Annotated in this window: 23 protein-coding genes; 12 read left to right on the forward strand and 11 right to left on the reverse strand. The window is 67.6% G+C overall.

What is annotated here, in order from left to right:
• Positions 1-25: 25 nt before the first annotated feature.
• From coxB to VL129_RS10420, 4 genes are read left to right on the forward strand one after another with little or no spacing between them, the layout of a single operon-like run.
• The gene (gene coxB / locus VL129_RS10405) at positions 26-958 is read left to right on the forward strand and encodes a cytochrome c oxidase subunit II (RefSeq protein ID WP_325412902.1); all 933 of its coding nucleotides are present in this window, start codon (positions 26-28) and stop codon (positions 956-958) included.
• Positions 955-3,474 carry a cytochrome c oxidase subunit I gene (ctaD, locus tag VL129_RS10410; protein WP_325412750.1) on the forward strand — a complete coding sequence of 840 codons (2,520 nt, stop codon included), beginning with the start codon at positions 955-957 and terminating at the stop codon, positions 3,472-3,474. Before coxB ends, ctaD begins: the two co-directional genes overlap by 4 nt.
• Entirely contained in the window at positions 3,471-3,809 is a 339-nt protein-coding gene (locus VL129_RS10415) for a hypothetical protein (RefSeq protein ID WP_325412751.1), read from the forward strand. Before ctaD ends, VL129_RS10415 begins: the two co-directional genes overlap by 4 nt.
• An 11-nt stretch (positions 3,810-3,820) precedes the next feature.
• Positions 3,821-4,606, forward strand: coding sequence for a cytochrome c oxidase assembly protein (locus VL129_RS10420; RefSeq protein ID WP_325412903.1), 786 nt, complete (start codon positions 3,821-3,823; stop codon positions 4,604-4,606).
• Between the two features lie 262 nt (positions 4,607-4,868).
• Here VL129_RS10420 and VL129_RS10425 read toward each other — a convergent pair whose 3' ends face one another.
• Genes VL129_RS10425 through VL129_RS10435 form a run of 3 tightly spaced genes read right to left on the reverse strand, consistent with a single transcriptional unit; the run spans position 4,869 to position 7,373 of the window.
• Positions 4,869-5,642: a MetQ/NlpA family ABC transporter substrate-binding protein gene (locus VL129_RS10425; protein WP_325412752.1), complete on the reverse strand. Its 774-nt coding sequence runs from the start codon at positions 5,640-5,642 to the stop codon at positions 4,869-4,871.
• A 55-nt stretch (positions 5,643-5,697) separates the two neighbouring features.
• Entirely contained in the window at positions 5,698-6,366 is a 669-nt protein-coding gene (locus VL129_RS10430) for a methionine ABC transporter permease (protein ID WP_325412753.1), read from the reverse strand.
• On the reverse strand, positions 6,366-7,373 hold the full coding sequence (locus VL129_RS10435) for a methionine ABC transporter ATP-binding protein (RefSeq protein ID WP_325412754.1): 1,008 nt from the start codon (positions 7,371-7,373) through the stop codon (positions 6,366-6,368). Before VL129_RS10435 ends, VL129_RS10430 begins: the two co-directional genes overlap by 1 nt.
• A gap of 144 nt (positions 7,374-7,517) precedes the next feature.
• Here VL129_RS10435 and katE point away from each other — a divergent pair, with 144 nt between their 5' ends.
• Positions 7,518-9,683 carry a catalase HPII gene (katE, locus tag VL129_RS10440; RefSeq protein WP_325412904.1) on the forward strand — a complete coding sequence of 722 codons (2,166 nt, stop codon included), beginning with the start codon at positions 7,518-7,520 and terminating at the stop codon, positions 9,681-9,683.
• Positions 9,684-9,798: 115 nt separating this feature from the next.
• Here katE and VL129_RS10445 read toward each other — a convergent pair whose 3' ends face one another.
• From VL129_RS10445 to zur, 4 genes are all read right to left on the reverse strand, one after another.
• Positions 9,799-10,398, reverse strand: coding sequence for a hypothetical protein (locus VL129_RS10445; protein WP_325412755.1), 600 nt, complete (start codon positions 10,396-10,398; stop codon positions 9,799-9,801).
• 69 nt (positions 10,399-10,467) lie between these two features.
• The gene (gene znuB / locus VL129_RS10450) at positions 10,468-11,250 is read right to left on the reverse strand and encodes a zinc ABC transporter permease subunit ZnuB (RefSeq protein ID WP_325412756.1); all 783 of its coding nucleotides are present in this window, start codon (positions 11,248-11,250) and stop codon (positions 10,468-10,470) included.
• On the reverse strand, positions 11,243-12,016 hold the full coding sequence (gene znuC, locus VL129_RS10455; RefSeq protein ID WP_325412757.1) for a zinc ABC transporter ATP-binding protein ZnuC: 774 nt from the start codon (positions 12,014-12,016) through the stop codon (positions 11,243-11,245). Before znuC ends, znuB begins: the two co-directional genes overlap by 8 nt.
• Positions 12,013-12,510, reverse strand: a complete 498-nt coding sequence (zur, locus tag VL129_RS10460) for a zinc uptake transcriptional repressor Zur (RefSeq protein WP_325412758.1) — start codon at positions 12,508-12,510, stop codon at positions 12,013-12,015. Before zur ends, znuC begins: the two co-directional genes overlap by 4 nt.
• A 65-nt stretch (positions 12,511-12,575) precedes the next feature.
• Between zur and VL129_RS10465 the strand changes: the two genes are divergently transcribed.
• The 3 genes from VL129_RS10465 (at position 12,576) to VL129_RS10475 (ending at position 16,872) form a co-directional block, all read left to right on the forward strand.
• On the forward strand, positions 12,576-13,538 hold the full coding sequence (locus VL129_RS10465) for a zinc ABC transporter substrate-binding protein (RefSeq protein ID WP_325412905.1): 963 nt from the start codon (positions 12,576-12,578) through the stop codon (positions 13,536-13,538).
• 387 nt (positions 13,539-13,925) lie between these two features.
• A complete protein-coding gene (locus VL129_RS10470) occupies positions 13,926-16,088 on the forward strand; it encodes an adenosylcobalamin-dependent ribonucleoside-diphosphate reductase (RefSeq protein ID WP_414705187.1) in 2,163 nt (720 codons plus the stop codon).
• Positions 16,089-16,146: 58 nt separating this feature from the next.
• On the forward strand, positions 16,147-16,872 hold the full coding sequence (locus VL129_RS10475) for a TSCPD domain-containing protein (RefSeq protein WP_325412760.1): 726 nt from the start codon (positions 16,147-16,149) through the stop codon (positions 16,870-16,872).
• Positions 16,873-17,027: 155 nt separating this feature from the next.
• Here VL129_RS10475 and VL129_RS10480 read toward each other — a convergent pair whose 3' ends face one another.
• From VL129_RS10480 to VL129_RS10490, 3 genes are read right to left on the reverse strand one after another with little or no spacing between them, the layout of a single operon-like run.
• Entirely contained in the window at positions 17,028-17,969 is a 942-nt protein-coding gene (locus VL129_RS10480) for a ZIP family metal transporter (RefSeq protein ID WP_325412761.1), read from the reverse strand.
• A 41-nt stretch (positions 17,970-18,010) separates the two neighbouring features.
• Positions 18,011-18,961, reverse strand: coding sequence for a homoserine kinase (locus tag VL129_RS10485; protein WP_325412762.1), 951 nt, complete (start codon positions 18,959-18,961; stop codon positions 18,011-18,013).
• Between the two features lie 6 nt (positions 18,962-18,967).
• Complete coding sequence (locus VL129_RS10490) at positions 18,968-19,246, reverse strand: DUF2782 domain-containing protein (RefSeq protein ID WP_325412763.1); 279 nt, start codon at positions 19,244-19,246, stop codon at positions 18,968-18,970.
• A 78-nt stretch (positions 19,247-19,324) separates the two neighbouring features.
• On the opposite strand from VL129_RS10490, the gene polA reads away from it, so the two are divergent.
• Positions 19,325-22,087 (forward strand): DNA polymerase I, encoded by a 2,763-nt coding sequence (gene polA, locus VL129_RS10495; protein WP_325412764.1) that lies wholly within the window; start codon positions 19,325-19,327, stop codon positions 22,085-22,087.
• Positions 22,088-22,339: 252 nt separating this feature from the next.
• Here polA and yihA read toward each other — a convergent pair whose 3' ends face one another.
• A complete protein-coding gene (gene yihA, locus VL129_RS10500) occupies positions 22,340-22,978 on the reverse strand; it encodes a ribosome biogenesis GTP-binding protein YihA/YsxC (protein ID WP_325412765.1) in 639 nt (212 codons plus the stop codon).
• Positions 22,979-23,182: 204 nt separating this feature from the next.
• Between yihA and VL129_RS10505 the strand changes: the two genes are divergently transcribed.
• The 3 genes from VL129_RS10505 to VL129_RS10515 all read left to right on the forward strand — a co-directional run bounded on the left by VL129_RS10505 (position 23,183) and on the right by VL129_RS10515 (position 25,459).
• Positions 23,183-23,815 carry a c-type cytochrome gene (locus VL129_RS10505; protein WP_325412766.1) on the forward strand — a complete coding sequence of 211 codons (633 nt, stop codon included), beginning with the start codon at positions 23,183-23,185 and terminating at the stop codon, positions 23,813-23,815.
• Between the two features lie 132 nt (positions 23,816-23,947).
• A complete protein-coding gene (locus VL129_RS10510) occupies positions 23,948-24,577 on the forward strand; it encodes a thiol:disulfide interchange protein DsbA/DsbL (RefSeq protein ID WP_325412767.1) in 630 nt (209 codons plus the stop codon).
• A gap of 27 nt (positions 24,578-24,604) precedes the next feature.
• Positions 24,605-25,459, forward strand: coding sequence for an endonuclease/exonuclease/phosphatase family protein (locus VL129_RS10515; protein ID WP_325412768.1), 855 nt, complete (start codon positions 24,605-24,607; stop codon positions 25,457-25,459).
• Positions 25,460-25,461 lie beyond the last annotated feature (2 nt).

Genomic DNA, 25,461 nt, shown 5'->3' on the forward strand with positions numbered 1-25,461 from the left:
CGCGTGGGGCCTGGCAGTTCCCGGCCTGGCTGGCTGCCGGGGCCCGCAGTCGGCGCTCGATCCGGCCAGCGCCACGGCCGGTGAGCTGGCCCGCCTCTGGTGGGTGATGAGTGGCGTGGCCGGAGCGGTGCTGCTGCTGGTCAGCGTGCTCTGGCTGTATGCCCTGTTGCGGGCGCCCCGCCAGTATTCCCAGCCGCAGGCGCGGCGGATTCAGCGTCGCCTGCTGATCGGCGGCGGTCTGCTGCTGCCCACCCTGAGCGTCAGTGCGCTGCTGCTGTACGGTGTGAATGGCGCCCGGGGCATGCTGCCCCAGGAGGATGCGGCGCTGCGCGTGTCGATCACCGGCCACCAGTGGTGGTGGGAGGTGCGCTACCCACAGAGCGGCGTGCTCACCGCCAATCAGCTGGTGCTGCCGGTGGGCCGGCCGGTGGATATCGAGGTGAGCAGCGCCGATGTCATCCACGCCTTCTGGGTGCCGAGCCTGGGCGGCAAGCTGGACATGACGCCCGGCCGGCGCGGGGTGGTGCGGCTGCAGGCGGAGCGTGAGGGCGTGTTTCGCGGCCAGTGTTCGGAATTCTGCGGCGCCCAGCATGCGCACATGATCCTGCATGTCGAAGCCCTGCCGGCGGAGCGCTTCGCGGACTGGCTGGCGAGGCGTGAACAGCGCGCGACCATCGCGCCGGCGGAGGGTGCCGCCGGCGAGCTGTTCGCCGAGCGCTGCGGGCTGTGCCACCGGGTCGCCGGCATCAGCGAAGGCCGGCGCGCCCCGGATCTCAGCGATCTCGCCTCGCGGCCGACCCTGGGCGCCGGTGTGATCGCCAACGATGCCGCCGGCCTGCGCCGCTGGCTGCGCGAGCACCAGCGCCTCAAACCCGGCAATGGCATGCCCAACCATGACGACGTGGACGAGACGACGCTGGACGCCCTGGCGGCCTGGCTGGAGGGCCTCGCGCCATGAAGCGCCGCACGCCGCATCCCGATCCGGCCCGCCTGCATGCCCAGTTCGAGGCCGTGTGGGGCACCGCGCCCGGCTGGCGCGAGCTGACCGTGGTCAACCACACCGCCATCGGCCGGCGCTTCCTGGTCACCGGCGCGGTGTTCTTCCTGGTCGGCGGGCTGCTGGCCATGCTGATCCGCGCCCAGCTGGCCGTTCCCGGCTACGTGCTGCTGGAGCCGGACCTCTACAACCAGGTGTTCACCATGCACGGCACGGTGATGATGTTCCTGTTCGCCGTGCCGATGATGGAGGGGCTGGCGGTCTACCTGATTCCCAAGATGCTCGGTGCCCGCGACCTGGCCTTCCCGCGTCTGTCGGCGCTGGGCTACTGGTGCTACCTGTTCGGCGGCATCATTCTCACCGCCAGCCTGGTGCTGGAAATCGCCCCCAAGGCCGGCTGGTTCATGTACACGCCGTTGTCCAGCGCGGTGCATACGCCGGGCCTGAACTCGGATTTCTGGCTGCTGGGCATCACCTTCGTGGAGATTTCCGCCGTCAGCGCCGGCGTCGAACTGGTGGTGTCGATCCTGCGGCTCAGGGCACGCGGCATGGCTCTGCATCAGATGCCGATCTACGCCTGGTACATCCTGGTGATGGCCGGGATGATCGTGGTCGGCTTTCCGCCGCTGATCCTCGGCAGCGTTCTGCTGGAGCTGGAGCGCGCCGCCGGCCTGCCGTTCTTCGACCCCAGCCGTGGCGGCGATCCGTTGCTCTGGCAGCACCTGTTCTGGCTGTTCGGCCACCCCGAGGTGTACATCATTTTCCTGCCGGGGGCGGGCATCGTCTCCACGCTGCTGCCGGTGTTCTGCGGACGGCCGCTGGTCGGCTACCGCTGGGTGGTGCTCAGCGTGCTGGCCACCGGGTTCATCAGTTTCGGGCTGTGGGTACACCACATGTTCACCGTGGGCATTCCGCAACTGGCGCTGGCCTTCTTCTCGGCGGCCAGCATGCTGGTGGCGATTCCCACCGGTGTGCAAGTGTTCGCCTGGCTGAGCACCCTGTGGCTGGGCCAGCCGCGCTATCAGGTGCCGATGCTCTGGCTGGTGGGTTTCCTGATCGTTTTCGTTGCCGGCGGGCTGACCGGGGTGATGCTGGCGCTGGTGCCCTTCGACTGGCAGGTGCACGACACCCATTTCGTGGTGGCGCACATGCACTACGTGCTGGTCGGCGGCATGTTCTTTCCGCTGATGGCCGGCCTGTACTACTGGCTGCCGCACTTCTCCGGGCGCATGCCCTCCGAGCGCCTCGGCCGCTGGGGCTTCTGGCTGGTGTTCATCGGCTTCAACCTGACCTTCCTGGTCATGCACTGGACCGGCCTGCTGGGCATGCCCCGGCGCGTCTACACCTACGACAGCGGCCTGGGCTGGGACCTGCCGAACCTGGTGTCCTCGATCGGCAGTTTCGTGATGGCCGCCGGGGTGGCGACCTGCCTGCTGGACCTGCTGCTGCATTTCCGCTTTGGCCGCCCGGCCGGCAACAACCCCTGGCAGGCCGACACCCTGGAATGGGCCACCGCGCTGCCGCCGGACTCGTTCAATTTTCTCAGCCTGCCGGATGTGAAGAATCGCCATCCACTGTGGCGGGAACCTGGGCTGGCGGGCAGCATCGCCAATGGCGAGCATGCACTGGCGGAAATCGAGCACGGACGCCGCGATACCTGGGGCGTGGAGGCGCTGACCGGGCGGGTGCGCGACATCACCCAGCTGCCCGGCAACACCGGGCTTCCGTTGCTCGCCGCCCTGCTGCTGGCCGGCCTGTGCCTGAGCCTGCTGGTGAAGCAGTACGGTCTGGCGCTGGGGCTGTGCGCGGTGATTCTGGCGGTGCTGCTGCGCTGGTCGTGGCGCAACGGGCCGCTGCTCAACCCCGAGGCGAGCCCGCGGGTGCAGGCGGATCAGCCGCCGCTGCACTGGCAGACCCATGACGGCCCGGGCGCGTGGGGCATGGCGGTGACCCTGGTGGCCAATGGTGCGCTGTACCTGTCGTTGCTGTTTGGCTGGTTCTATCTGGGCATCGTCACGCCCGGCGCGGCGCCGGTCCCGGTGGCGATCGATGCGGGCTGGCTGCTGGGCAGCGTTCTGCTGCTGACGGCTGGCACGCTGTACCTCGGCCTGCTGCTGCGCCGGGTGCGCCGGGGCGGCGCGGCGCGGCTGGATAGTCATCTGGCGCTGCTTGCCCTGCTGGCGCTGCTGCAGGTGGCGGTGCTGATCGTCACGCTGCAGGGTGCCGAGCTGCAGCCCCGGGTGCGCTCGCTGGATACAGTGGCGCTGGTGATGCTGCTTTACAGCCTGATCCATTGCGCCCTGGCGGCGATCCTGACCGCCTTGCAGGCCTGGCGTGCCCGGCTGGGCTACGTCAGCGACCAGCAGCCCTACGAACCGCTGGTGGTGGCGCAACTGTGGTTCTACAACCTCGGGGTGCTGTGGCTCAGCTATGCGGCCCTGGTGCTGTTCCCGCTGGGCTGGGGGAGCGGCTCATGAGTCGCCTGCGCGTCCATCCGCTGCACAGCATTCTCGGCCTGGTGATCTGGAGCCTGTGGTTCGTGGCGCTGTATGGCGCCCAGGGGCTGGGCTGCGCCTTGGCGCCGCCAGCGCCGGAAGACGGGGCCGCCACCTGGCTGAATGCGCTGCTTGGCGGCTTCACCGGGCTGACCCTGTTGCTGCTGCTCGGGCTGGCGCTGTTCAGCTGGCGCTCCGCCGCGACCAATTCGTCGCAGCGCTTTCTGTTGCGTCTGGCGGCCGGCGTGCATCTGGTCGGTGCCGCCGCCACGGCCTTTATCGGCCTGACCCTGCTGGGCTTGCCGCCGTGCGCCTGATCCTCGGGTTGATGGTGTGCCTGCCGCTGCCGGCACTGGCCCACGGGTTGTTCGAGCAGGCCTTCAGCGAACGCCTGCCCCTGTGGCTGACCGGGGCGCTGATGCTCACGGCTTGGGCGCTGTATCTGCTCGGCAGCCGGCGAGTGCCGCCACGCAAACCGAAGATAGCCTGTTTTCACCTGGCCCTGCTGCTCGCCGTGCTGGCCATTTTCGGGCCGCTGGACGACTGGGCGGAAACCAGCGCCAGCTGGCACATGAGTCAGCACATGCTGTTCATGCTGGTGATCGCTCCGCTGGCTGCGCTGGCGCGGCCGTTGCCGCAATGGCGCAGCGTGCTGGGCCGTACGTTGCAGCCGTTGTGGAATCCGCTGTTGCGCAGCGCCCGGCATCCCGGGGCGCTGGCGCTGCTGCACGGCGCGGTGATCTGGATCTGGCACGTGCCCCGGCTGTACCAGCTGGCGCTGGACAACCTCTGGTGGCACGCCATCGAACACGCCTGCTTCCTGCTCAGCGCCTGGCTGTTCTGGTGGGCGGTGCTGCGCGCCCCGCCGCGCCAGGCGCCCCAGGCGTTGCTGGCGGTGTTGCTGACGCTGATGCACACCGGCCTGCTCGGCGCCCTGCTGACCTTCGCGCCGCTGTCCTTCTATGGCGACGCGCGCAGCCTGGCCGACCAGCAACTGGCCGGTCTGCTGATGTGGGTGCCGGGCGGGGTGCTGTACCTGCTGGGCGCCGGGTGGGTGGCCTGGCGCTGGTTGGGGCGGCGGCAGAATTTGGAGGCGCGGGGTTTGGTGGACTAGAAGGCGTTTCACCCAGACGTCAGGCGCCGAAAGCCCGCCGTTCCGGCGGGTTGGTGGCCAACGCAAGCGTTGACCACCCTACGCGCGCCCCATCTTGTGGGGCCGGGTTTATCCCGGCCGACGGGATGGATGTAGCGAAGGTGGGGAATTTGACTCCGCTGGCCGGCATAAAGCCGGCCCTACAGGTTGTTCTCCGCCGATCCGAACCTGAAACAACGAAGCCCGCACAAGGCGGGCTTCGTGAGCGCGCGAGGCAGCCGGATCAGAACGCCGGCACCACGGCACCCTGGTACTTCTCGGCGATGAAGTCGCGGACCGCGTCGCTGTGCAGGGCCTTGGCCAGTTTCTGCATGGCCGGCGCGTTCTTGTTGTCCTCGCGGCTGACCAGGATGTTCACGTAGGGCGATTCGCTGCCCTCGATGACCAGCGCGTCTTCGGCCGGGTTGAGGCCGGCTTCCAGGGCGTAGTTGGTGTTGATCAGCGCCAGATCGACCTGGTTGAGCACGCGCGGCAGGGTGGCGGCTTCCAGTTCGCGCACGCGGATGCGCTTGGGGTTGTTGGCGATGTCGCGCGGGGTGGCGGTGATGCCGGCTTCCGGCTTCAGCGTGATGATGCCCGCCTTGGCCAGCAGCAGGAGGGCGCGGCCGCCGTTGGTGGCGTCGTTGGGGATCACCACGTTGGCGCCCTCGGGCAGGTCCTCGATGTCGTTGATCTTGTGCGAGTAGGCGCCGAACGGCTCGACGTGCACGCCGGCCACGCTGACCAGCTGGGTGCCACGGCTCTTGTTGAACTCGTCCAGGTAGGGCTGGTGCTGGAAGAAATTGGCGTCCAGGCGCTTTTCGGCGACCTGCAGATTGGGCTGCACATAGTCGGTGAACACGCGCACCTTCAGTTCCACCCCTTCCGTGGCCAACATCGGCTTCACGAACTCCAGCAGCTCGGCATGCGGCACGGCGGTGGCCGCCACGCTGAGGGTTTCCGCCGCCTGGGCGGAGAAAGCGGCGAACAGGGTCGCGGCGGCCAGCAGTTTCTTCATGGTTGAACTCCTTGTGGGATGGAACGGCGGGACGGCGGCTGGCCGACTCGTCGGATTACTTGTGCGAGAAGCGGATCACCAGACGGTCGCCGACGCTCTGCAGCACCTGCACGATCACCAGCAGCAGGACCACGGTGACCGCCATGACGTCGGGCTGGTAGCGCTGGTAACCGTAGCGCACCGCCAGGTCGCCGAGGCCGCCGCCGCCGATCAGGCCGGACATAGCGGTGTAGGACACCAGGGTGATGGCGGTGACGGTGGCTGCGGCGAGCAGGCCGGGTCGTGCTTCGGGCAACAGTGCCTGGAAGATGATCTGCCGGGTGGTGGCCCCCATCGCCTGGGTCGCCTCGATGATGCCGCGGTCGACTTCGCGCAGGGCGGTCTCGGCCAGGCGGGCGAACAGCGGTGTGGCGCCGACCACTAGCGGCGGGATGGCGCCGATGGTGCCCAGCGAGGTGCCGACGACCAGCTCGGTCAGCGGCATCATCAGGATTAGCAGGATGACGAAGGGCACCGAGCGCAGCACGTTGACCACCAGCGACAGCAAGCGGTACAGCCGGGGGTTGTCGAGCAGCTGGCGCGGCCCGGTGAGGAACAGCAACACGCCCAGCGGTAGGCCGAACAGCACGGAGAACAGCAGCGAGCCACCGAGCATCGCCAGGGTGTCCAGGCTGGCCTGCCAGATTTCCGGCCAGAACACGTTGGGCAAGAATTTCTCCAACATCAGCGCAGTACCTCCACATGGACTTCGGCGGCTTGCAGGCGGCTCAGGGCGGCGTCCAGGTCGCCGCCGGTCAGGGCCAGGGTCAGCTGGCCGTAAGGGGTGTTCTTGATGCGGTCGATGCGCCCGGCCAGGATGCTGTAGTCCACCCCGGTCTCGCGGGCCACGCTGCCCAGCAGCGGCTTGTAGGTGGCCTCGCCCTGGAAGGTCAGGCGCAGGATGCGCCCCGGCACATGGGCGAAGTCCTCGTGCTGCTCGTGCTCGTCGACCGATTCGTCCTCCAGCACGAAACGCCGCGTGGTTGGGTGTTGCGGATGCAGGAACACCTCGGCGACGGCGCCCTGCTCGACGATGCACCCGGCATCCATCACCGCCACGCGGTCGCAGACGCGGCGGATCACGTCCATCTCGTGGGTGATCAGCACGATGGTCAGGCCCAGCTCGCGGTTGATCTCGGCCAGCAGCTGCAGCACCTGGGCGGTGGTCTGCGGGTCGAGGGCGCTGGTGGCCTCGTCGCACAGGAGAATCTTCGGGTCGGTGGCCAGCGCGCGGGCGATGCCGACGCGCTGCTTCTGGCCGCCGGACAGTTGCGCCGGGTACTTGCGCGCGTGGTCCTGCAGGCCGACGCGGCCGAGCAGTTCATTCACCCGGCGGTCGATGTCGGCCGCCGACAGCGCGCCGCTCAGGCGCAGCGGCAGGGCCACGTTGTCGGCCACGGTCTTGGAGCTGAGCAGGTTGAAGTGCTGGAAGATCATGCCGACCTGGCGACGAAAGGCGCGCAAGCCGTCGGCATCCAGGGCGGTGACGTCCTCACCGTCGACGACGATGCGCCCGCCGCTGGGGTTTTCCAGGCGGTTGATCAGGCGCAGCAGGGTGCTCTTGCCGGCGCCGGAGTGGCCGATCAGGCCGAACACTTCGCCCGTTTCAACCACGAGATCCGTGGGCTGCAGGGCCGGTACGTCGCGGCCGGCGACGCGGTAGGTCTTGTGGACTTGCTGGAACTCGATCACGTGTGCGGACCTTGTGGGTGCATGACGTGCCCATGGCGTGCGGGCAAAAGTGGCGCATTTTAGCCGATTGTGGCGTCCGGGCCACGCAGGCGGTTGGTAAGCGGCGAGGAACATCCGATTGCGGTGCCGGTCCTTCCTGAATCGATTGCGTGCGGCTCAGAGGAGGAGAAATCCATGGCCCAGCAACCCAACGGCCCCAGCGAACTGGCCGGCACCGACACCACGGACCGGCAGAACCACAGCGACAAGCTGGACGCCCTCGAGCCGTACCGCTCGGACGCCACCGGCCAGGCGCTCACCACCAACCAGGGGGTGAAGATCGCCGACAACCAGAACACCCTGAAGGCCAAGGATCGCGGCCCGTCCCTGCTCGAAGACTTCATCATGCGTGAGAAGATCACGCACTTCGACCACGAGCGCATTCCCGAGCGCATCGTGCATGCGCGCGGCACGGCGGCCCACGGCGTCTTCCAGGTCTACGAATCCCAGGCGCAGCTGACCAAGGCGGGTTTCCTGCAGGATCCGGCCAGGGTCACCCCGGTGTTCGTGCGCTTTTCCACCGTGCAGGGCCCGCGCGGCTCGGCGGACACGGTGCGCGACGTACGCGGCTTCGCGGTGAAGTTCTACACCGAGGAAGGCAACTTCGATCTGGTGGGCAACAACATGCCGGTGTTCTTCATCCAGGACGCCATCAAGTTTCCCGACTTCGTGCACGCGGTGAAGCCCGAGCCGCACAACGAGATTCCCACCGGCGGCTCGGCCCATGACACCTTCTGGGACTTCGTCTCGCTGGTGCCGGAAAGCGCGCACATGGTCATCTGGGCGATGTCCGACCGGGCCATTCCCTCCAGCCTGCGGGCCATGCAGGGTTTCGGTGTGCACACCTTCCGCATGATCGATGCGCAAGGCACCAGCCGCTTCGTGAAGTTCCACTGGCGGCCGCTGTCCGGTGTGTACTCGCTGCTCTGGGACGAGGCGCAGAAACTGGCCGGCAAGGACGCGGATTTCCATCGCCGCACGCTCTGGGAGGACATCGAGAGCGGCGACTACCCGGAATGGGAGCTGGGCGTGCAGGTGGTCGAGGAGGCCGACGAGCACAGCTTCGACTTCGACCTGCTGGACCCGACCAAGATCATTCCCGAGGAGCAGGTGCCGGTGCGGCCGATCGGCAAGCTAACCCTCAACCGCAACCCGGACAACTTCTTCGCCGAGACCGAACAGGCGGCCTTCCACCCGGGACACATCGTGCCGGGCATCGACTTCAGCAACGATCCGCTGTTGCAGGGGCGGCTGTTTTCCTACACCGACACCCAGTTGCTGCGCCTGGGCGGGCCGAACTTCCACCAGATCCCGATCAACCGGCCGGTCTGCCCGTTCCACAACAACCAGCGCGACGCCTACCACCAGCACCAGGTGCACAAGGGTCGCGCCTCCTACGAGCCCAACTCCATCGATTCCGGCTGGCCGAAGGAAACCCCGGCAGGCCCCGCCGGCGGCGGCTTCGAGAGTTATCCCGAGCGCATCGAGGGGCACAAGATCCGCAACCGCAGCGAATCGTTCGGCGATCATTTCTCCCAGGCGCGGCTGTTCTGGAAAAGCATGAGCGAGGTGGAGCAGGCGCACATCGTCGACGCCTACAGCTTCGAGCTGGGCAAGGTGGAGCGCATGGCCATCCGCGAGCGCGAGGTCAACGAGATCCTGGCCAACATCGATCTGGAGTTGGCCCGGCGGGTGGCCGCGAACATCGGCGTCCCACCGCCGAAAGCTGGCACGGTGGAACTGCCCAAGGTCCGCCAGGAGCAGTCGCCGGCCCTCAGCCAGCTGAACCTGCTGTCCGGCAACATCCGCTCGCGCAAGATCGCCATCCTCATCGCCGATGGCGTGGATGCCGCCGCCGTCAGCGCCGCCCAGGCCGCGCTGAAGGCCGAGGGCGCGGTGTGCAAGCTGGTGGCGCCGAGTGCCGCGCCGGTGCAGGGTGGCGATGGCAGTCGCTTGGTGCCGGATGGTTCGATGGCCGGGCTGCCGTCAATCATGTTCGATGCGGTGCTGGTGCCGGGCGGCGAAGCCGCCGTGCAGGCCATGGCGGCGGATGGCACCGCCCTGCATTACCTGCTGGAAGCCTACAAGCACCTCAAGGCTATCGCCCTGCTGGGCGAGGCCAGGACGTTACCGGGGCAGTTGCGCCTGGATGAGGACGAAGGACTGCTGGCGGGCGCCGATCTGGCGGCGGTGCTGGCGCCGTTCATCAGGGCCATCGCCAGGCACCGTGTGTGGGCGCGCATGGCCAAGGCCATGAGTGTGCCGGCGTAGAAGGCCGGCGGGGCTTTGGTGGGGCCGGCTTTACGCCGGCCAGCGGCGTGTCGGGTCGCGGCAATGTCGGCCGGGATAAACCCGGCCCTACACTGCCAATTGCAGCCTGGAGCCCCTATTGCTCGGCGCTGGGGCTGATCAGCAGCAGGCGCGGCACGCGCGAGGCGGTATGGCTGACTTCCACTTCCGAGGCGTCGCCCAGGCGGACGCGCAGCAGCTCGGCGGCGCGGTTGGACTGCCAGCTGCCGCGCGCTTCCAGCACGATGCGGCAATCGCAGGCGCGTAGCTCCTCGGCCAGGGCGTCGAACTGCTCGGCCAGGGCGGTGTAATCGCCCTTGTCCAGCAGCGGCAGCATGATGCTGCGCACCTGCGGATCCAGCCGGTCGCCCAGGCCGGCGGTCAATGCCGGCGCGGTGGGCAGCAGGCTGCGGGCGCGGCTCAGTGCCGTGGTGGCGGTGTTCAGATCGCCCGCCTGCAGCGCTTCCTGACCCTGGCGCAGGTAGGCGTCGGCCAGCTGACGCTGATAGGGCGCCAGATGCTCGGGATCGACGCCGCGCTTGCCGGCGTCGGCCAGCAACTGGTCCGCCTGGGCCAACTGGCCCTGGGCCAGATGCTCGAGGAACAGCCGTCGCTGGCTGTCCTGCACGGGCGTGCTCTGGCAACCGGCGATAGTCAGGGCCAGGCAGAAAAGGGTCAGGCAACGGAGCATGGACATGGGAAGACCTCGAAGGGGCGCTCGCCGGGATTCTAACCCTGCCCGGAACGGGCGCACAGAAGGCGTGGATCAGCGCCGGCGCGGCAGGGCAAAGCTAAGCAGAAACAGGGCGGCGGCGCTGACCACGATGGAAGGCCCGGCCGGGGTGTCCTGGAACCAGGACAGGCTCAGTCCCGCCGACACCGCCAGCAGGCCGATCAGGCTGGCGCCGATGGCCATCTGCTCCGGAGTGCGCGCATGGCGCTGCGCGGCGGCGGCGGGAATGATCAGCAGCGAGGTGATCAGCAGCACGCCGACGATCTTCATGGCCAGGGCGATCACCAGGGCGATCAGCAGCATCAGCGCCAGGCGCAGGCCGGCCACCGGCAGGCCTTCGACGCGCGCCAGCTCCTCGTGCACGGTGATGGCCAGCAGCGGGCGCCACAGCGGCACCAGCAGCAGCGACACCAGCGCGCTGCCACCCAGCACCCAGTACAGATCCTCGCGGCTGATGGCCAGCAGGTCGCCGAACAGATAGCCCAGCAGATCGACGCGCACCTCCATGAGGCTCATGGTCACCAGGCCCAGGGCCAGCATGGTGGGCGCCAGCATGCCCAGCAGGGTGTCGGAGGCCAGCGCCTGGCGGCCCTGCAGGCCGAGCAGCGCCAGCGCCAGCAGCAGGCACAGGGCGATGATCGCCAGCGTCGGGCTGATCGCCAGCCACAGGCCCAGGGCCAGGCCGAGCAGCGCGGCATGGGACAGGGTTTCGCCGAAATAGGCCATGCGCCGCCAGACCACGAAGGAGCCGAGCGGGCCGGCCACCAGCGCCAGGGCAAGGCCGGCGAGCAGCGCGTGAAGCAGGAAATCAGCCATGGTTGCAGTTCGGGCCGTGGGTATGGGGTTTCTTCAGGACCACGCCGCCGTGCAGGTCGTGGGCGTGGTCGTGGCGGTGCTGGTAGATCGCCAGGCTGCGCGCGTCGCGGCCGAACAGCTCGACGAACGCCGGATCGCCGCTGACCTGTTCGGGATGCCCGGAGCAGCACACGTGGCGGTTCAGGCACACCACCTGGTCGGTGGCGCTCATCACCAGGTGCAGGTCGTGAGAGACCATCAGCACGCCGCAGCCGTAGCGTTCGCGCAACGTGCCGATCAGCCGGTACAGCGCCGCCTGGCCGGCGACATCCACGCCCTGCACCGGCTCGTCGAGCACCAGCAGTTCGGGCTTGCGCAGCAGGGCGCGGGCCAGCAGCACGCGCTGCAGCTCGCCACCGGAAATCTTCTGCAGCGGATGGTCGAGAACATGCGCCGCACCGACCTCCTCCAGCGCGGCCCGCGCCATGGCGGCGCTGACGCCGGGCACCAGGCGCAGGAAGCGCTGCACGCTGAGCGGCAGGGTGGCGTCCACCTGCAGTTTCTGCGGCATGTAGCCGATGCGCAGTTTCGGGCGGCGCCACACCTCGCCGCTGTCTGCCTTCAGCAAGCCCAGCACGACACGCACCAGGGTGGTCTTGCCGGCGCCGTTGGGGCCGATCAGCGTGACGATTTCGCCCGGACGCACGCGCAGGTTCACCGCGTCCAGGGTGTCCTGGCCGTTGAAGCGCACGCTGACGCCCGTCAGGCGCAGCAGATCGTCGCTCATGCGGCCTCCTGGCAGCGCGCGCACAGGCCGACCACTTCGACGGTCTGCTGCTCGACCTGGAAGCCGACACTCCGCGCGCCGGCGACGATCGCTTCGCTGATGGCCGCCTGCTCCAGCTCGATGGCGGTCCGGCATTCGCGACAGATCAGAAACTGGCCCTGGTGGCTGTGCTCCGGGCGGACGCAGCCGATGAAGGCGTTCAGCGAGGCGATGCGGTGGATCAGGCCGTTCTCCATGAGGAAATCCAGTGCCCGATACACGGTGGGTGGCGCGGCGCGGCGGCCGTCCTCCTCGCTCAGGGTGCCGAGGATGTCGTAGGCGCCGAGCGGCTTGTGGCTCTGCCAGACCAGCTCCAGCACGCGTCGGCGCAGGGCGGTCAGACGCACGCCCTGACGGGCGCAGAGCGCGTCGGCATCGGCCAGCGCGCTATCGACGCACTGGGAGTGGTCGTGCGGCAGGCAGGCCAGCGGAGTGTCGGGAAGGGGTCGATACATGGCGGCGACGTCGAGTGAAAGAGACGTTATTCTATAACCCTTTCCCTCCGAGTGTCGCTGTCGTGCTGCTACGTCTGTCCGCTGTTCTGCTGCTGTGTCTGGCTTCGCTGACCGCCCGTGCCGAAGTCGCCCTGCTCACCAGCATCAAGCCCCTGCAACTGATCGCCGCCGCCGTGCAGGATGGTGTCGGCACGCCCGACGTGCTGCTGCCGCCGGGCGCGTCCGCGCACCACTACATGCTCAAGCCCTCGGAGGTGCGCCGCCTGCGCCAGGCCTCGCTGTTCTACTGGGTCGGGCCGGATCTGGAGAGCTTTCTGCCCCGCCTGCTGGAGGGCCGCGACGCGCCCAGCCTGGCCGTGCAGGCGCTGCCGGGCCTGCAACTGCGGCACTTCGGCGAGGAACATGCCGGCCATGACCACGACGAGCACGACGATAAGCATGGCAGCCACGACGATCACGAGGCCGAGGTGGCGCATGACGATCACGACGACGACCATCGCCCCGGCAGCCTGGATGCCCACCTCTGGCTGCTGCCGGCCAATGCCCGGGTGATCGCCGCGCGCATGGCCGACGACCTGGCCGCGCGCGATCCGGCCAATGCCGCGCGCTACCGGACCAACCTGGCGGCCTTCGAGCAGCGTCTGGACGCGCTGGACCAGCGCCTGCGGACACGACTGGCGCCGCTGGCGAACCAACCCTACTTCGTGTTCCACGAGGCCTACGACTATTTCGAGGCGGCCTATGGCCTGCGCCATGCCGGGGTGTTCAGCCTGGGCGAAGTGCAGCCCGGCGCGCGGCAGGTGGCCGAACTGCGCGAACGCCTGCGCGAAGCCGGGCCCACCTGCGTGTTCTACGAGCCGCCGCAGGCACCGCGCCTGGCCCAGACGCTGATCGAGGGCCTGCCGGTGCGCCTGGCGCCGCTGGATGCGCTGGGTTACGAGCTGCCCGTGGACGCCCGCGCCTATGAGCACCTGCTGGAAACCCTCGGCGAGCAACTCGCCGGCTGCCTGACTCCAGCCGCGCGCTAGAGCCCGGGCCGCGCCCACCGCCACCGGCCGGAATCAACCGGCCGGCCGTCGCCGAAATGCCTGCTTTTGCAGGGCCGGCTTTACGCCGGCCAGCGGCGTCTAGCTCGGCCCCGCAGATTCGGCCGACGAATGGCTCGCCGCCCCGCCGTTTTCCACTTTTCAGACCAGCTGCCGGCACCCGCACAACCCGCCTGGCGTCTGACGCTTAGCGACGAAGTCGACATTTTCAGCGACTGCGGCATCTCGGCCGTTGAACCGTAACGCAGGGCAGGTATTGTGTCTGCTTGTTCCGGCACCCACTAGATAAAGTGTTCGGGAAAATGCCAGGGACTTTCGCTCGGGCTGTATTGGAGTACAATCCGCAGCCTTTTTTTCAACCCCTTGCGAATGAGGCAGACGCGCATGGCGAAGACCGATGGGCCGATGACGGCGGGCAAACAGACTTTTGAAATCGCCCTGCAGGCGGCTTCCGAAGACATCTGGGCGCAGAAGTACCGCCTGACGGACAAGGACGGCACCCCCATCGATGGCGATGTGGACGATACCTGGAAGCGTGTCGCCCGTTCGCTGGCCGAGGTGGAAGCACCCGAACGGCGCGAGTACTGGCACGAGCAGTTCCTCTGGGCGCTGCGCAATGGCGCGATTCCCGCCGGACGCATCATCTCCAACGCTGGCGCGTTGGATTACAAGCCGGCAACCTCGACCATCAACTGCACCGTGTCGGCGACCATTCGCGACTCGATGGACGAGATTCTCGGCAAGGTCCACGAGGCCGGCCTGACCCTCAAGGCCGGCTGCGGCATCGGCTACGAATTCAGCACCCTGCGGCCGCGCGGCTCGTTTGTTTCCGGGGCCGGCGCGCACACCAGTGGCCCGCTGTCGTTCATGGATATCTTCGACAAGATGTGCTTCACCGTGAGCTCCGCCGGCGGCCGCCGCGGCGCGCAGATGGGCACCTTCGACGTCTGCCACCCGGACGTGCGCGAATTCATCCGCGCCAAGCGTGAAGATGGCCGCCTGCGCCAGTTCAACCTGAGCCTGCTGATTACCGACGAGTTCATGCAGTCGGTGGAAAACGACGGCGAGTGGCCGCTGATCTTCCCGGTGCACCCCAAGGAACGCCACGAGGTCGACCTGGACGACGCCAGCCAGGTGCTGTGGCGCGAGTGGCCGATCCACGACGACTACATCGTGCGCGATGACGGCCTGGTGGCCTGCCGCGTGTACGGTCGCGTCAAGGCGCGTCACCTGTGGGACATGATCATGGTCTCCACCTATGACTTCGCCGAACCGGGCTTCATCCTCATCGACCGCGTCAACCAGCTGAACAACAACTGGTGGTGCGAGGCGATCCGCGCCACCAACCCGTGCGGCGAGCAGCCGCTGCCGCCCTACGGCTCCTGCCTGCTGGGCTCGGTGAACCTGACCCGCTTCGTGATCGACCCGTTCGGCGCCGAGGCGCGTTTCGACTGGGACAAGTACCGCAAGGTGGTGCGCATCTTCACCCGCATGCTGGACAACGTGGTGGAGATCAACGGCCTGCCGCTCGAGCAGCAGCGCCACGAGATCCTGCACAAGCGCCGCCACGGCATGGGCTTCCTGGGCCTGGGCTCGACCCTGACCCTGCTGAAGATGCGTTACGGCAGCCCGGAAGCCTGCGTGTTCACCGAGGAAGTGGCGCGCGAGATGGCCGTGGTCGGCTGGGAAGAGGCGCTGGAACTGTCCCGCGAAAAGGGCCCGGCCCCGCTGCTGGCCGAGGAATTCCCGGTGACCGCCGAGATGCTGCGCAAGCGTCCGGAAATGGCCAAGGACGGCTACAAGGTCGGCGACCAGGTGCCCGGCCGCGTGCTGCACGCCAAGTACTCGCGCTACATGCAGCGCCTGGCCGAATACGCGCCGCAGCTGATCGAGGCGCTGGCCGAACAGGGCGCGCGCTTCACCCACCACAGCTCCATCGCGCCGACCGGCACCATCAGCCTGAGCCTGGCCAACAACGCCTCCAACGGCATCGAGCCGAGCTTCGCCCACAAGTACTCGCGCAACGTGATCCGCACTGGCCGCAAGGCCAAGGAAAAGGTCGACGTGTTCAGCTTCGAGCTGCTGGCCTACCGCACGCTGGTCAACGCCAAGGCCGAGCCGGGCAGCGAGGATCCGGCCTGCAAGCTGCCGGACTACTTCGTGGCCGCCGACGACATCGGCCCGACCCAGCACGTGGACATCCAGGCCGCCGCCCAGAAGTGGGTGGACTCGTCGATTTCCAAGACCGCCAACGTGCCGACCGACTATCCGTTCGAGGCGTTCAAGGACATCTACCGCTACGCCTGGCGCCAGGGCCTGAAAGGCTGCACCACGTTCCGCTTCAACCCCAAGGCCTTCCAGGGCGTGCTGGTCAAGGAAGCGGACCTGGAGAACACCCTGTACCGCTTCGAGCTGGAAGACGGCAGCGTGGTCGAGTTCAAGGGCAACGCCATGGTCGAGTACGACGGCGAGGTGAACACCGCCGCCAACCTGTTCGACGCCCTCAAGGAAGGCTATTACGGCAAGTACTGAGGCCGTTTCATTTTTGCAGGGTCGGGCGCCGGGGGCGTCCGGCCGGGAGTAGATTGCTATGACCGTGAAGATCGAAAAACGCATCAAGGGCTTCAAGGTGGTCGACCAGACCCTGGAGCGCCCCGCCGCCGCCAAGGAAAGCGAAACGGCTGCCGCGCCCCAGCCGGTCGCGGCGCTCGCCGCCGCCGCGCCGGTACAGATGGACGAGACGCTGCAGCGTCCGGAAACCCTGATCGGCATGACCTACAAGATCAAGTCGCCGCTGTTCGAGCACGCGCTGTACGTCACCATCAACGACGTGGTGCTCAACGCCGGCACGCCGTTCGAGCAGCGCCGGCCCTTCGAGATCTTCATCAACTCGAAGAACATGGACCACTTCCAGTGGATCGTGGCGCTCACCCGCATCATGTCCGCCGTGTTCCGCAAGGGCGGCGACTGCACCTTCCTGGTGGAAGAGATGAAGGCGGTGTTCGACCCGCGCGGCGGCTACCTGAAGAAGGGCGGCATCTACATGCCGTCGATCGTCGCCGAGATCGGCGGCGTGGTGGAACGCCACCTGATCAGCATCGGCATGATGGAAGGCCAGGGTCTGGACGAGGCGCAGCGCCAGTACCTGGCGGAAAAGCGCGCCGCCTACGAGGCCACCCAGGGCGCGACGACCGCCGAACCCGGCGAAGGCTTCCCCGCCGGCGCCCAGCTGTGCGGCAAGTGCAGCACCAAGGCCGTGGTGCAGATGGACGGTTGCGCCACCTGCCTGAACTGCGGGCACTCCAAGTGCGGCTAGGCTGCGCCTGAGAAACCCACAGCCCCGGCAATGCCGGGGCTTTTTCTTGGTGCCGACGCGAATGTAGGAGCGGCTTCAGCCGCGATGCTCTTTGCTGTCCGTCCGTAAAAGCTCGCGGCTGAAGCCGCTCCTACAAAAGCGTTCTTCGTGCCGCTTCAGCCCAGCGCGGTATCCAGAAACATCATCACCCCGAAGCCCGCCATCAGGCCGATGGTCGCCGGGGTCTGGTGGCCGTTGCGGTGGGTTTCCGGGATCACCTCGTGGGACACCACGAAGATCATCGCCCCGGCGGCCAGGCCCAGGCTCACCGGGTAGGCGATGGCGAAACCGCTGGAGATGCCCAGGCCGACCAGCGCGCCCAGCGGCTCCATCAGCCCCGAGGCGATGGCTACCAGTACCGCGCCGAACATCGACATCCCCACCACCCGCAGCGCCAGCACAACCGCCATGCCTTCGGGAATGTCCTGGATGGCGATGGCCGAAGTGAGCGGCAGACCGACGCTGAGGTCGCCCGCCGAGAAGCTGACGCCGATGGCCATGCCTTCCGGGATGTTGTGCAGGATGATCGCCAGCACGAACAGCCACACCCGGTTCAGGCGCTCGCAATCCGGGCCGCAGGGGCCGGTGCTCTCGTGTTCGTGGGGGGTGAAGTAGTCGAGGCCGAGCATCAGCAGCACGCCGAGCGCCAGGCCGACCACCACGGTGAACGCCGCCGCCGGGGCATTGCCGAAAATGCCTTCGGCGGCGTCCAGGCCCGGCAGGATCAGCGAGAAGGCGCTGGCCGCCAGCATCATGCCGGCGGTGAAACCCAGCATGCTGTCCTGGGTGCGCACATGCACGGAGCGCAGCCCCATGGCGAGCAGCGCGCCCAGCGCGGTAGTGGCGAAGCCGGCGCCGCCGCCGAGCAGGACGTAGTTGAGGTGCACGCTGTGGCCGTTGCGCAGGGCATAGACGATGCTGGCGACCAGCAGGGCGATCACCACGGCGGCGGCCGCCGCCAGGCCATAGGTGATCAGCGGGTTGGCCCTGGCGCGGGCGGCCCAGCCGCTGCGCAGTTCGGCGTACAGGCTGGGTGGCACTGGCTGGGTTTGGTCCATGGATGAGCTCCGGACTGGACGACGCGTCAAGCTTGCGCCGCTCAGAGCGCGAAAGGCAACGCCGAGGCGACCCGTTGCCGCTGGGTCAGCAGGCGACGGAACTCCTCCGGATCCTTGATCAGCACATCGCGACCGCGGTTCTCCTCGGCGGCGATCAGCCGCGACAGCCAGAAACGCAGGCAGGCCACGCGCAGCATCGCCGGCCAGAGTTCGGCCTCGGCCGGATGAAAGCGCCGGCGCGCCGAGTAGGCGCCCAGCAGCGCCTCGGTTCGTACCGGATCCAGCTGACCCTCGGCGTCCGAGCACCAGTCATTCGCGCAGATCGCCAGGTCGTAGAGCATCGGGCCCGAACAGGCGTTGTAGAAGTCGATCACGCCGGTCAGATGGCTGCCTTCGAACAGCGCGTTGTCGCGGAACAGGTCGGCGTGCAGGTTGGAACGGGGCAGCGCACGCAGGCGATCGGCCAGATGGTGCAGCTCGGCCAGCGCGCCGCGCAGCAGGGGCAACTGTTCCTCCGGCAGGCTCAGGGCCACGCTGGGGCCCTGCTCCAGCATCCAGTCCAGGCCGCGATCGCTGGGCCGTTCCAGGGGCGCGTCGAGGGTGGCCAGGTGCAGACGGGCCAGCCAGTCGCCCAGTTCGGCGCACTGATGGACATTCGGCGCCTGCACATGCCGACCGGGCAGACGCGGCTGCAGCAGCGCGGGCTTGTCGGCCAGCCGCCGCAGGGCTTCGCCGTCACGGGTGCGCAGGGCAAAGGGCACCGCCAGTCCGGCGTCGTGCAGCACGTCGAGCAGTTGGATGAAGAACGGCAACTCGTCCTGCGCGCCCCGCTCCACCAGGGTCAGGACGAACTCGCCCTGCTCCAGGCTGACGAAGAAGTTGCTGTTCTCGGTCCCCTCGGCGATGCCCTGGAAGTCCACCAGGCGACCGAGCCCGTAGGGGGCCAGGAAGTCTTCCAGTTCATGGTGCTCGAGGGGCGTGAACACGGACATGGCGGTCTACCAGCGGAAGATTTCCCAGGCGGGAATCAGCATGTCGGGTTTGTCGGCGCGCACGAAATTGTCGCTGCCGTCGGCACGCACCAGGAAATAGGGCGGGCCCTTCTTGGGCGTCACCTTGATCGCATAGAGGAAGCCGTTGACCCGGTACTCCTCAATGCGTTTGTCGCCCTCCTGGCGAATGGTGACCTCCGGCTCGGCATCCACCGGATCCTGAGCCGCAGCACACAACGGCAGGGCCAGCAGGCCGGCCAACAGCAGGTGATTCAAAGCGCGCATGGTACCCTTTGCCCCGATCTATCCATTAACAGGTACGGACATTCTAGCGCCGTGCCCGCGCAAAAGGTCGACCTGCACATGAGTCAAGCGCCCCTCGTCCTGGTGGACGGTTCGTCCTACCTGTACCGCGCCTTCCACGCCCTGCCGCCGCTGACCACTTCGACCGGCCTGCCGACCGGCGCGGTGAAGGGTGTGCTGAACATGCTGCTCAGCCTGCGCAAGCAGTACCCGGACAGCCCCTTCGCGGTGGTCTTCGATGCCAAGGGGCCGACCTTCCGTGATGAGCTGTTCGAGCATTACAAGTCGCACCGCCCACCGATGCCCGACGACCTGCGCGTGCAGGTCGAGCCGCTGCACGCCACCGTCCGGGCCCTCGGCTTGCCGCTGCTGTGCGTGGACGGCGTCGAGGCCGACGACGTGATCGGCACCCTGGCGCGGCGTTGCGCCGGCGCCGGCCGCGACGTGGTGATCTCCACCGGTGACAAGGACATGGCCCAGCTGGTCTGTCCGCACGTGTGCCTGGTCAACACCATGACCGGCAGCGTCTACGACATGGAAGGCGTGAAGACCAAGTTCGGCGTCGGTCCCGAGCTGATCATCGACTACCTGGCGCTGATGGGCGACAAGGTCGACAACATTCCCGGCGTGCCGGGCGTCGGCGAAAAGACCGCGCAGGGCCTGCTCAACGGCATCGCCGGCGGATTGGATGGCCTGTACGCCAACCTCGACCAGGTCGCCGGCCTGCCGATCCGCGGCGCCAAGACCCTGGGCGCCAAGCTCGCCGAACACCGCGAGGCGGCCTATCTGTCCTACCAGCTGGCGACCATCAAGACCGATGTGGCGCTGGAAGTGGACGTCGATCAGCTGCATCCGGGCGAACCGCAGCGCGAGGCGCTGATCGAGCTGTATCGCCAGCTGGAATTCCGCGCCTGGCTGGATGCGCTGTTGCGCGAGGCGCCGGCCGCACCGGTCGCCGCAGGCGCCACGGATGACCTGTTTGCCGAGTCGGCGGGCGCTGATGAAGCCGCGCCCGCGCAGTACGTGACCCTGACCGATCCGGCCGACTTCCAGGCCTGGTTGAAGCGGCTGGAGCAGGCCGAGTACCTCTCCTTCAACACCAAGCTCAACGGCAGCGACCCGCAGCAGGCGGACCTGGTCGGCCTGGCCTTCGCCGTCGCACCCGGCGAGGCGGCCTACCTGCCGCTGGCGCACAGCTACATGGGTGTGCCGGCGCAGATCGACCGCAACGAGGCGCTGGCCGCGCTCAAGCCGCTGCTGGAGGACCCGGCGCGGCCGAAGATCGTCCAGCACGGCAAGGCCGACATCGAGGTGCTGGTGCGCTATGGCATCGCCCTGCGCGGTGTGGCCTTCGACACCATGCTCGAATCCTACGTGCTGGATTCCACCGCGACCCGCCACGACCTGGACAGCCTGGCGCTGAAGTACCTGGGGCGCAGCACCACCCGTCTGGAAGACATTGCCGGCAAGGGCGCCAAGCAGCTCAGCTTCGACCAGGTGGCCCTGGAGCAGGCCGGGCCATACGCCGCCGAGGGCGCGGACGTGGCGCTGGCGCTGCACCGGGTGCTGTGGGAGCGCCTGCAGGCGATCCCCAGCCTGGCCCGCGTGCTGGTCGACATCGAGATGCCGCTGATGCCGGTGCTGGCGCGCATCGAGTGCAACGGCGCCTACGTGGATGCCCAGCTGCTCGGCAAACAGAGCCTGGAGCTGGGCGAGCGCATGGTGGAGCTGGAGCGCGAGGCTTACGCCATCGCCGGCGAGGAGTTCAACCTGGGCTCGCCCAAGCAATTGGGCGCCATCCTCTACGACAAGCTGGGCCTGCCGGTGCTGGCCAAGACCGCCACCGGCCAGCCGTCCACCGCCGAAAGCGTGCTCGCGGAACTGGCCGAGGAAGGCTACCCGCTGCCGCAGGTGATCATGTACTACCGCCAGGTCAGCAAGCTGAAGAGTACCTACACGGACCGCCTGCCGGAGCAGATCAACCCGCACACCGGACGTATCCACACCAGCTATCACCAGGCGGTGACCGCCACGGGCCGCTTGTCCTCCAGCGACCCGAACCTGCAGAACATCCCGATCCGCACCGCCGAGGGCCGACGCATCCGTCAGGCCTTCGTGGCGCCGCCCGGCTACCGGTTGCTGGCCGCCGACTATTCGCAGATCGAGCTGCGCATCATGGCGCACCTGGCGCAGGACGCCGGCCTGCTGAGCGCCTTCCGCCAGGGTCTGGACGTGCACCGCGCCACCGCCGCCGAAGTGTTCGGCGTACCGCTGGAGCAGGTTAGCGGCGAGCAGCGCCGCCGCGCCAAGGCGATCAACTTCGGGCTGATCTACGGCATGAGCGCCTTCGGGTTGGCCAAGCAGATCGGTGTGGATCGCAAGGAGGCGCAGGCCTACATCGACCTTTACTTCGCCCGCTACCCCGGCGTGCTGGCCTACATGGAGCGCACCCGCGAGCAGGCGCGCGAGCAGGGCTACGTGGAAACCCTGTTCGGCCGCCGCCTGTACCTGCCGGAGATCCAGTCGCGCAACGGCGCCATGCGCAAGGCCGCCGAACGCACCGCGATCAACGCGCCCATGCAGGGCACCGCTGCCGACATCATGAAGCGCGCCATGGTGGCAGTGGATGGCTGGCTGAGCGCGAGCGGCCTGGATGCGCGGGTCATTCTCCAGGTGCACGACGAACTGGTGCTGGAAGTGCGCGAGGACCTGCTGGCGCAGGTGCGCGAACCGTTGGTCGGCCTGATGAGCCAGGCCGCCGAGCTGTCCGTGCCGCTGCTGGTCGAGGCCGGCGACGGCGCGAACTGGGACGAGGCGCATTGAAGAACGCGGCCGGCTGCGAAAATTTTTTCGCGGCCCGCTGAACTTATTTTGGAAGGGACGGGTCAGAGCCACTGAATGGGTGAAGCCGTTCAATGCTCCTTGTTGTGTTTAGTGTTGGCAGATATCTGATCGCCGCTTGGCGAGTCGGAGTTGAACCTCGAACTTCCCCCTCCCCATACGAAGTTCGAGGTTTTTTTTTGCCTGCGATTTGACGGCCCGGCGGCCCGGCGGTCCGGCACCGGTGGCCTGGCGTCAGGCTTCCTCGCTGGCCTCTTCACCCAGTCCCAGCCAGCGGGCCAGCACGGCCTGGGCTTCCTCGATGCCCTGGCGCTTGGGCGCGGAGAACAGCTGCACGCTGATGCTATCGCCCCAGCCCTGACGCACGTCCTTCTGCACCTTGAGCAGGGCGGTCTTCGCCGCGCCGAAGGCCAGCTTGTCGGCCTTGGTGAGCAGGATGTGCAGTGGCATGCCGCTGGTCCGCGCCCAGTCGAGCATCATGCGGTCGAACTCGGTCAGCGGGTGACGGATATCCATCATCAGCACCACGCCGGCCAGGCTGGCGCGGCTACCCAGGTAGGCCTCCAGGTGCATCTGCCAGTGCTGCTTGAGCGGGATCGGCACCTTGGCGTAGCCGTAGCCGGGCAGATCGACCAGGCGGCGTTCGTCGTCCAGGCGGAAGAAGTTGAGCAGCTGGGTGCGGCCAGGTGTCTTCGAGGTGCGCGCCAGATTGGCATGCGTCAGGGTGTTCAGGGCACTGGACTTGCCGGCGTTGGAACGACCGGCGAAGGCGACCTCGCGGCCGAGGTCGGCGGGGCATTGGTCCACCTTGGCGGCACTGATGAGAAAGGTGGCCTGCTGGCACAACCCGAGGATCGGATTCTTGATGGACATGAGGGTTTCCAAGGTGCGACCCGGGGTCGCAGGGGGCGGTTTCGTTTCCGTTTCAGCGGCGCAAGTATATAATGCCGCCGATTTTGTGTGCGCTTTGCTCCGCTGTCGGAGCGAAGCCGAACGGGACCATGACGCCAGAACGCGCATAGACGCGGGCCTTCGGACCGAGCTCCCTCTCACCCTTAGCCGTTATTGGATTAGCTGATGAACAAAGTACTCGTGAGTCTGCTGTTGACCCTGGGCATCACCGGCGCCGCACAGGCCGCAGGCGACGCTGCAGCCGGTAAGAACAAGGTCATGCTCTGCTCCGCCTGCCACAGCGCGGACGGCAACAGCGCCGCGCCGAACTTCCCGAAGCTGGCCGGCCAGGGTGAGCGTTACCTGCTCAAGCAGATGCAGGACATCAAGGCCGGTTCCACCCCGGGCGCCGCCGAAGGCGTGGGCCGCAAGGTGCTGGAAATGACCGCCATGCTGGACGCCTTCAGCGACCAGGATCTGCAGGACATCGCCGCTTACTTCGCCAGCCAGAAGGGCAGCATCGGCGCCGCTGATCCGGCGCTGGTCGAGCGTGGCGAGGCGCTGTGGCGCGGCGGCAAGCTGGCCGAGGGCATGCCTGCCTGCACCGGCTGCCACGCACCGAACGGCATCGGCAACGCCGCCGCCGCCTATCCGAAACTGAACGGCCAGCACGCTGCCTACATTGCCAAGCAGCTGACCGATTTCCGCGAAGGCGCGCGCACCAACGACGGCGACACCATGATCATGCGCGCCATCGCCGCCAAGTTGAGCAACAAGGACATCCAGGCACTCTCCAGCTACATCCAGGGCCTGCACTGATTGTCGTGATGGTGGAAAAAGGGTGGCGCGAGCTGCCCTTTTTTTTTGCGCCTGTGGTTAAAATCCGGCGACGCACCGGCCGCCCAGCGGCCCCAAACGGCCAGAGCCGTCATCCAGTCGAGGAGTTCTTGCATGCGCACCCTGCTTTTCAGTGCCCTGCTGGCGGTCGCCAGTCTGCTGTCCCTGCCCGCCCATGCCGCCGATTACCAGGCCGGCAAGCACTATGTGGAGCTGAACAGCCCGGTGCCGGTATCCCAGCCCGGCAAGATCGAGGTGGTCGAGCTGTTCTGGTATGGCTGCCCGCACTGCTATCAGTTCGAACCGGTGCTCAACGCCTGGGTGGAAACCCTGCCCGCTGACGTGAATTTCGTTCGCGTGCCGGCCCTGTTCGGCGGCGTGTGGAACACCCACGGCCAGCTGTTCATCGCCCTGGAGGCGATGAAGGTCGAGCAGTCGGTGCATGACGCGGTCTTTGCCGCGCTGCATCGCGAAGGCCGCAAGCTGGCCACGCCCAAGGAAATGGCCGAGTTCCTGGCCGGCCAGGGTGTCGATCCGGACGCGTTCCTCAAGACCTACGGCTCCTTCGGCGTGAAGAGCCAGATGGAAAAGGCCAAGAAGCTGGCCATCGCCTACCAGGTCACCGGGGTGCCGGTGCTGGTGATCAACGGCAAATACCGACTGGACCTGGGCTCGGCTGGAGGCATGCAGCAGGCGGTTGCCCTGGCCGATCATCTGATCGCCCGCGAGCGGGCAGCTCAATAAGGCGTACTGAGGGGCGCGGTCCCGATCATGCTCAGACGGCGTATCGTGAAGACTCCCACGCAGCGTGAGACGCGCATCAATCCCCGTAGCGGAAAGCCTGCGGGTTTGCCGGCGGATGGACGGCTGCGCCTGCTCAGCTTCAACATCCAGGTCGGCATCATCACCCAGCGCTACCATCATTACCTGACCCGCAGCTGGCAGCACCTGCTGCCGCATGCCGGGCGCGGCGTGAACCTGCAGCGCATCGGCGAGCTGCTCGCCGACTATGACCTGGTGGCCCTGCAGGAAGTGGACGGCGGCAGCCTGCGCTCGGGCTTCGTCAATCAGGTGGAGCATCTGGCCCAGCTCGGCGACTTCCCCTACTGGTACCAGCAGCTCAATCGCAACCTCGGGCGCTTCGCCCAGCACAGCAACGGCGTGCTCAGCCGCTTGCGTCCCCATCAGCTGGAGGACCATCCGCTGCCCGGCCCCGCCGGGCGCGGCGCCATGCTGCTGCGCTTCGGCGAGGGTCCGGACGCGCTAGCGGTGGTGATGATGCACCTGGCGCTGGGCGCGCGCACGCGCACGCGCCAGTTGTCCTACATCCGCGAGCTGCTCGGCGACTTCCGCCACATGGTGCTGATGGGGGATATGAACACCCAGGCGGTGGATCTGCTTGAACACTCGCCACTGCGTGATCTCGGGCTGATCGCTCCGCAGGTCTGCGCCACATTCCCCAGCTGGCGCCCGCAGCGCTGCCTGGACCATATCCTGCTCAGCCCGGAGCTGGGCCTGGAACGGGTCGAGGTGCTGGACGCGCCGATTTCCGATCACCTGCCCGTGGCCGTGGAGATCCGACTGCCGCAGGGTTCGGCCGACCGCCTGCCCCAATTGCGCGGGTGATC

The sequence above is a fragment of the Pseudomonas sp. genome (assembly GCF_035497915.1).
Classification (GTDB): Bacteria; Pseudomonadota; Gammaproteobacteria; order Pseudomonadales; family Pseudomonadaceae; genus Serpens.

Bases quoted from the DNA above. Each gene is read 5' to 3' on its own strand.
- VL129_RS10485 (WP_325412762.1), bottom strand. From the start codon at position 18,961: ATGTCCGTGTTCACGCCCCTCGAGCACCATGAACTGGAAGACTTCCTG.
- VL129_RS10415 (WP_325412751.1), top strand. From the start codon at position 3,471: ATGAGTCGCCTGCGCGTCCATCCGCTGCACAGCATTCTCGGCCTGGTG.
- zur (WP_325412758.1), bottom strand. From the start codon at position 12,510: ATGTATCGACCCCTTCCCGACACTCCGCTGGCCTGCCTGCCGCACGAC.
- VL129_RS10480 (WP_325412761.1), bottom strand. From the start codon at position 17,969: ATGGACCAAACCCAGCCAGTGCCACCCAGCCTGTACGCCGAACTGCGC.
- VL129_RS10445 (WP_325412755.1), bottom strand. From the start codon at position 10,398: ATGTCCATGCTCCGTTGCCTGACCCTTTTCTGCCTGGCCCTGACTATC.
- VL129_RS10475 (WP_325412760.1), top strand. From the start codon at position 16,147: ATGACCGTGAAGATCGAAAAACGCATCAAGGGCTTCAAGGTGGTCGAC.
- ctaD (WP_325412750.1), top strand. From the start codon at position 955: ATGAAGCGCCGCACGCCGCATCCCGATCCGGCCCGCCTGCATGCCCAG.
- VL129_RS10425 (WP_325412752.1), bottom strand. From the start codon at position 5,642: ATGAAGAAACTGCTGGCCGCCGCGACCCTGTTCGCCGCTTTCTCCGCC.
- VL129_RS10420 (WP_325412903.1), top strand. From the start codon at position 3,821: ATGGTGTGCCTGCCGCTGCCGGCACTGGCCCACGGGTTGTTCGAGCAG.
- yihA (WP_325412765.1), bottom strand. From the start codon at position 22,978: ATGTCCATCAAGAATCCGATCCTCGGGTTGTGCCAGCAGGCCACCTTT.
- VL129_RS10510 (WP_325412767.1), top strand. From the start codon at position 23,948: ATGCGCACCCTGCTTTTCAGTGCCCTGCTGGCGGTCGCCAGTCTGCTG.
- VL129_RS10490 (WP_325412763.1), bottom strand. From the start codon at position 19,246: ATGCGCGCTTTGAATCACCTGCTGTTGGCCGGCCTGCTGGCCCTGCCG.
- polA (WP_325412764.1), top strand. From the start codon at position 19,325: ATGAGTCAAGCGCCCCTCGTCCTGGTGGACGGTTCGTCCTACCTGTAC.
- znuB (WP_325412756.1), bottom strand. From the start codon at position 11,250: ATGGCTGATTTCCTGCTTCACGCGCTGCTCGCCGGCCTTGCCCTGGCG.
- znuC (WP_325412757.1), bottom strand. From the start codon at position 12,016: ATGAGCGACGATCTGCTGCGCCTGACGGGCGTCAGCGTGCGCTTCAAC.
- VL129_RS10515 (WP_325412768.1), top strand. From the start codon at position 24,605: ATGCTCAGACGGCGTATCGTGAAGACTCCCACGCAGCGTGAGACGCGC.
- VL129_RS10505 (WP_325412766.1), top strand. From the start codon at position 23,183: ATGAACAAAGTACTCGTGAGTCTGCTGTTGACCCTGGGCATCACCGGC.
- VL129_RS10430 (WP_325412753.1), bottom strand. From the start codon at position 6,366: ATGTTGGAGAAATTCTTGCCCAACGTGTTCTGGCCGGAAATCTGGCAG.
- VL129_RS10470 (WP_414705187.1), top strand. From the start codon at position 13,926: ATGAGGCAGACGCGCATGGCGAAGACCGATGGGCCGATGACGGCGGGC.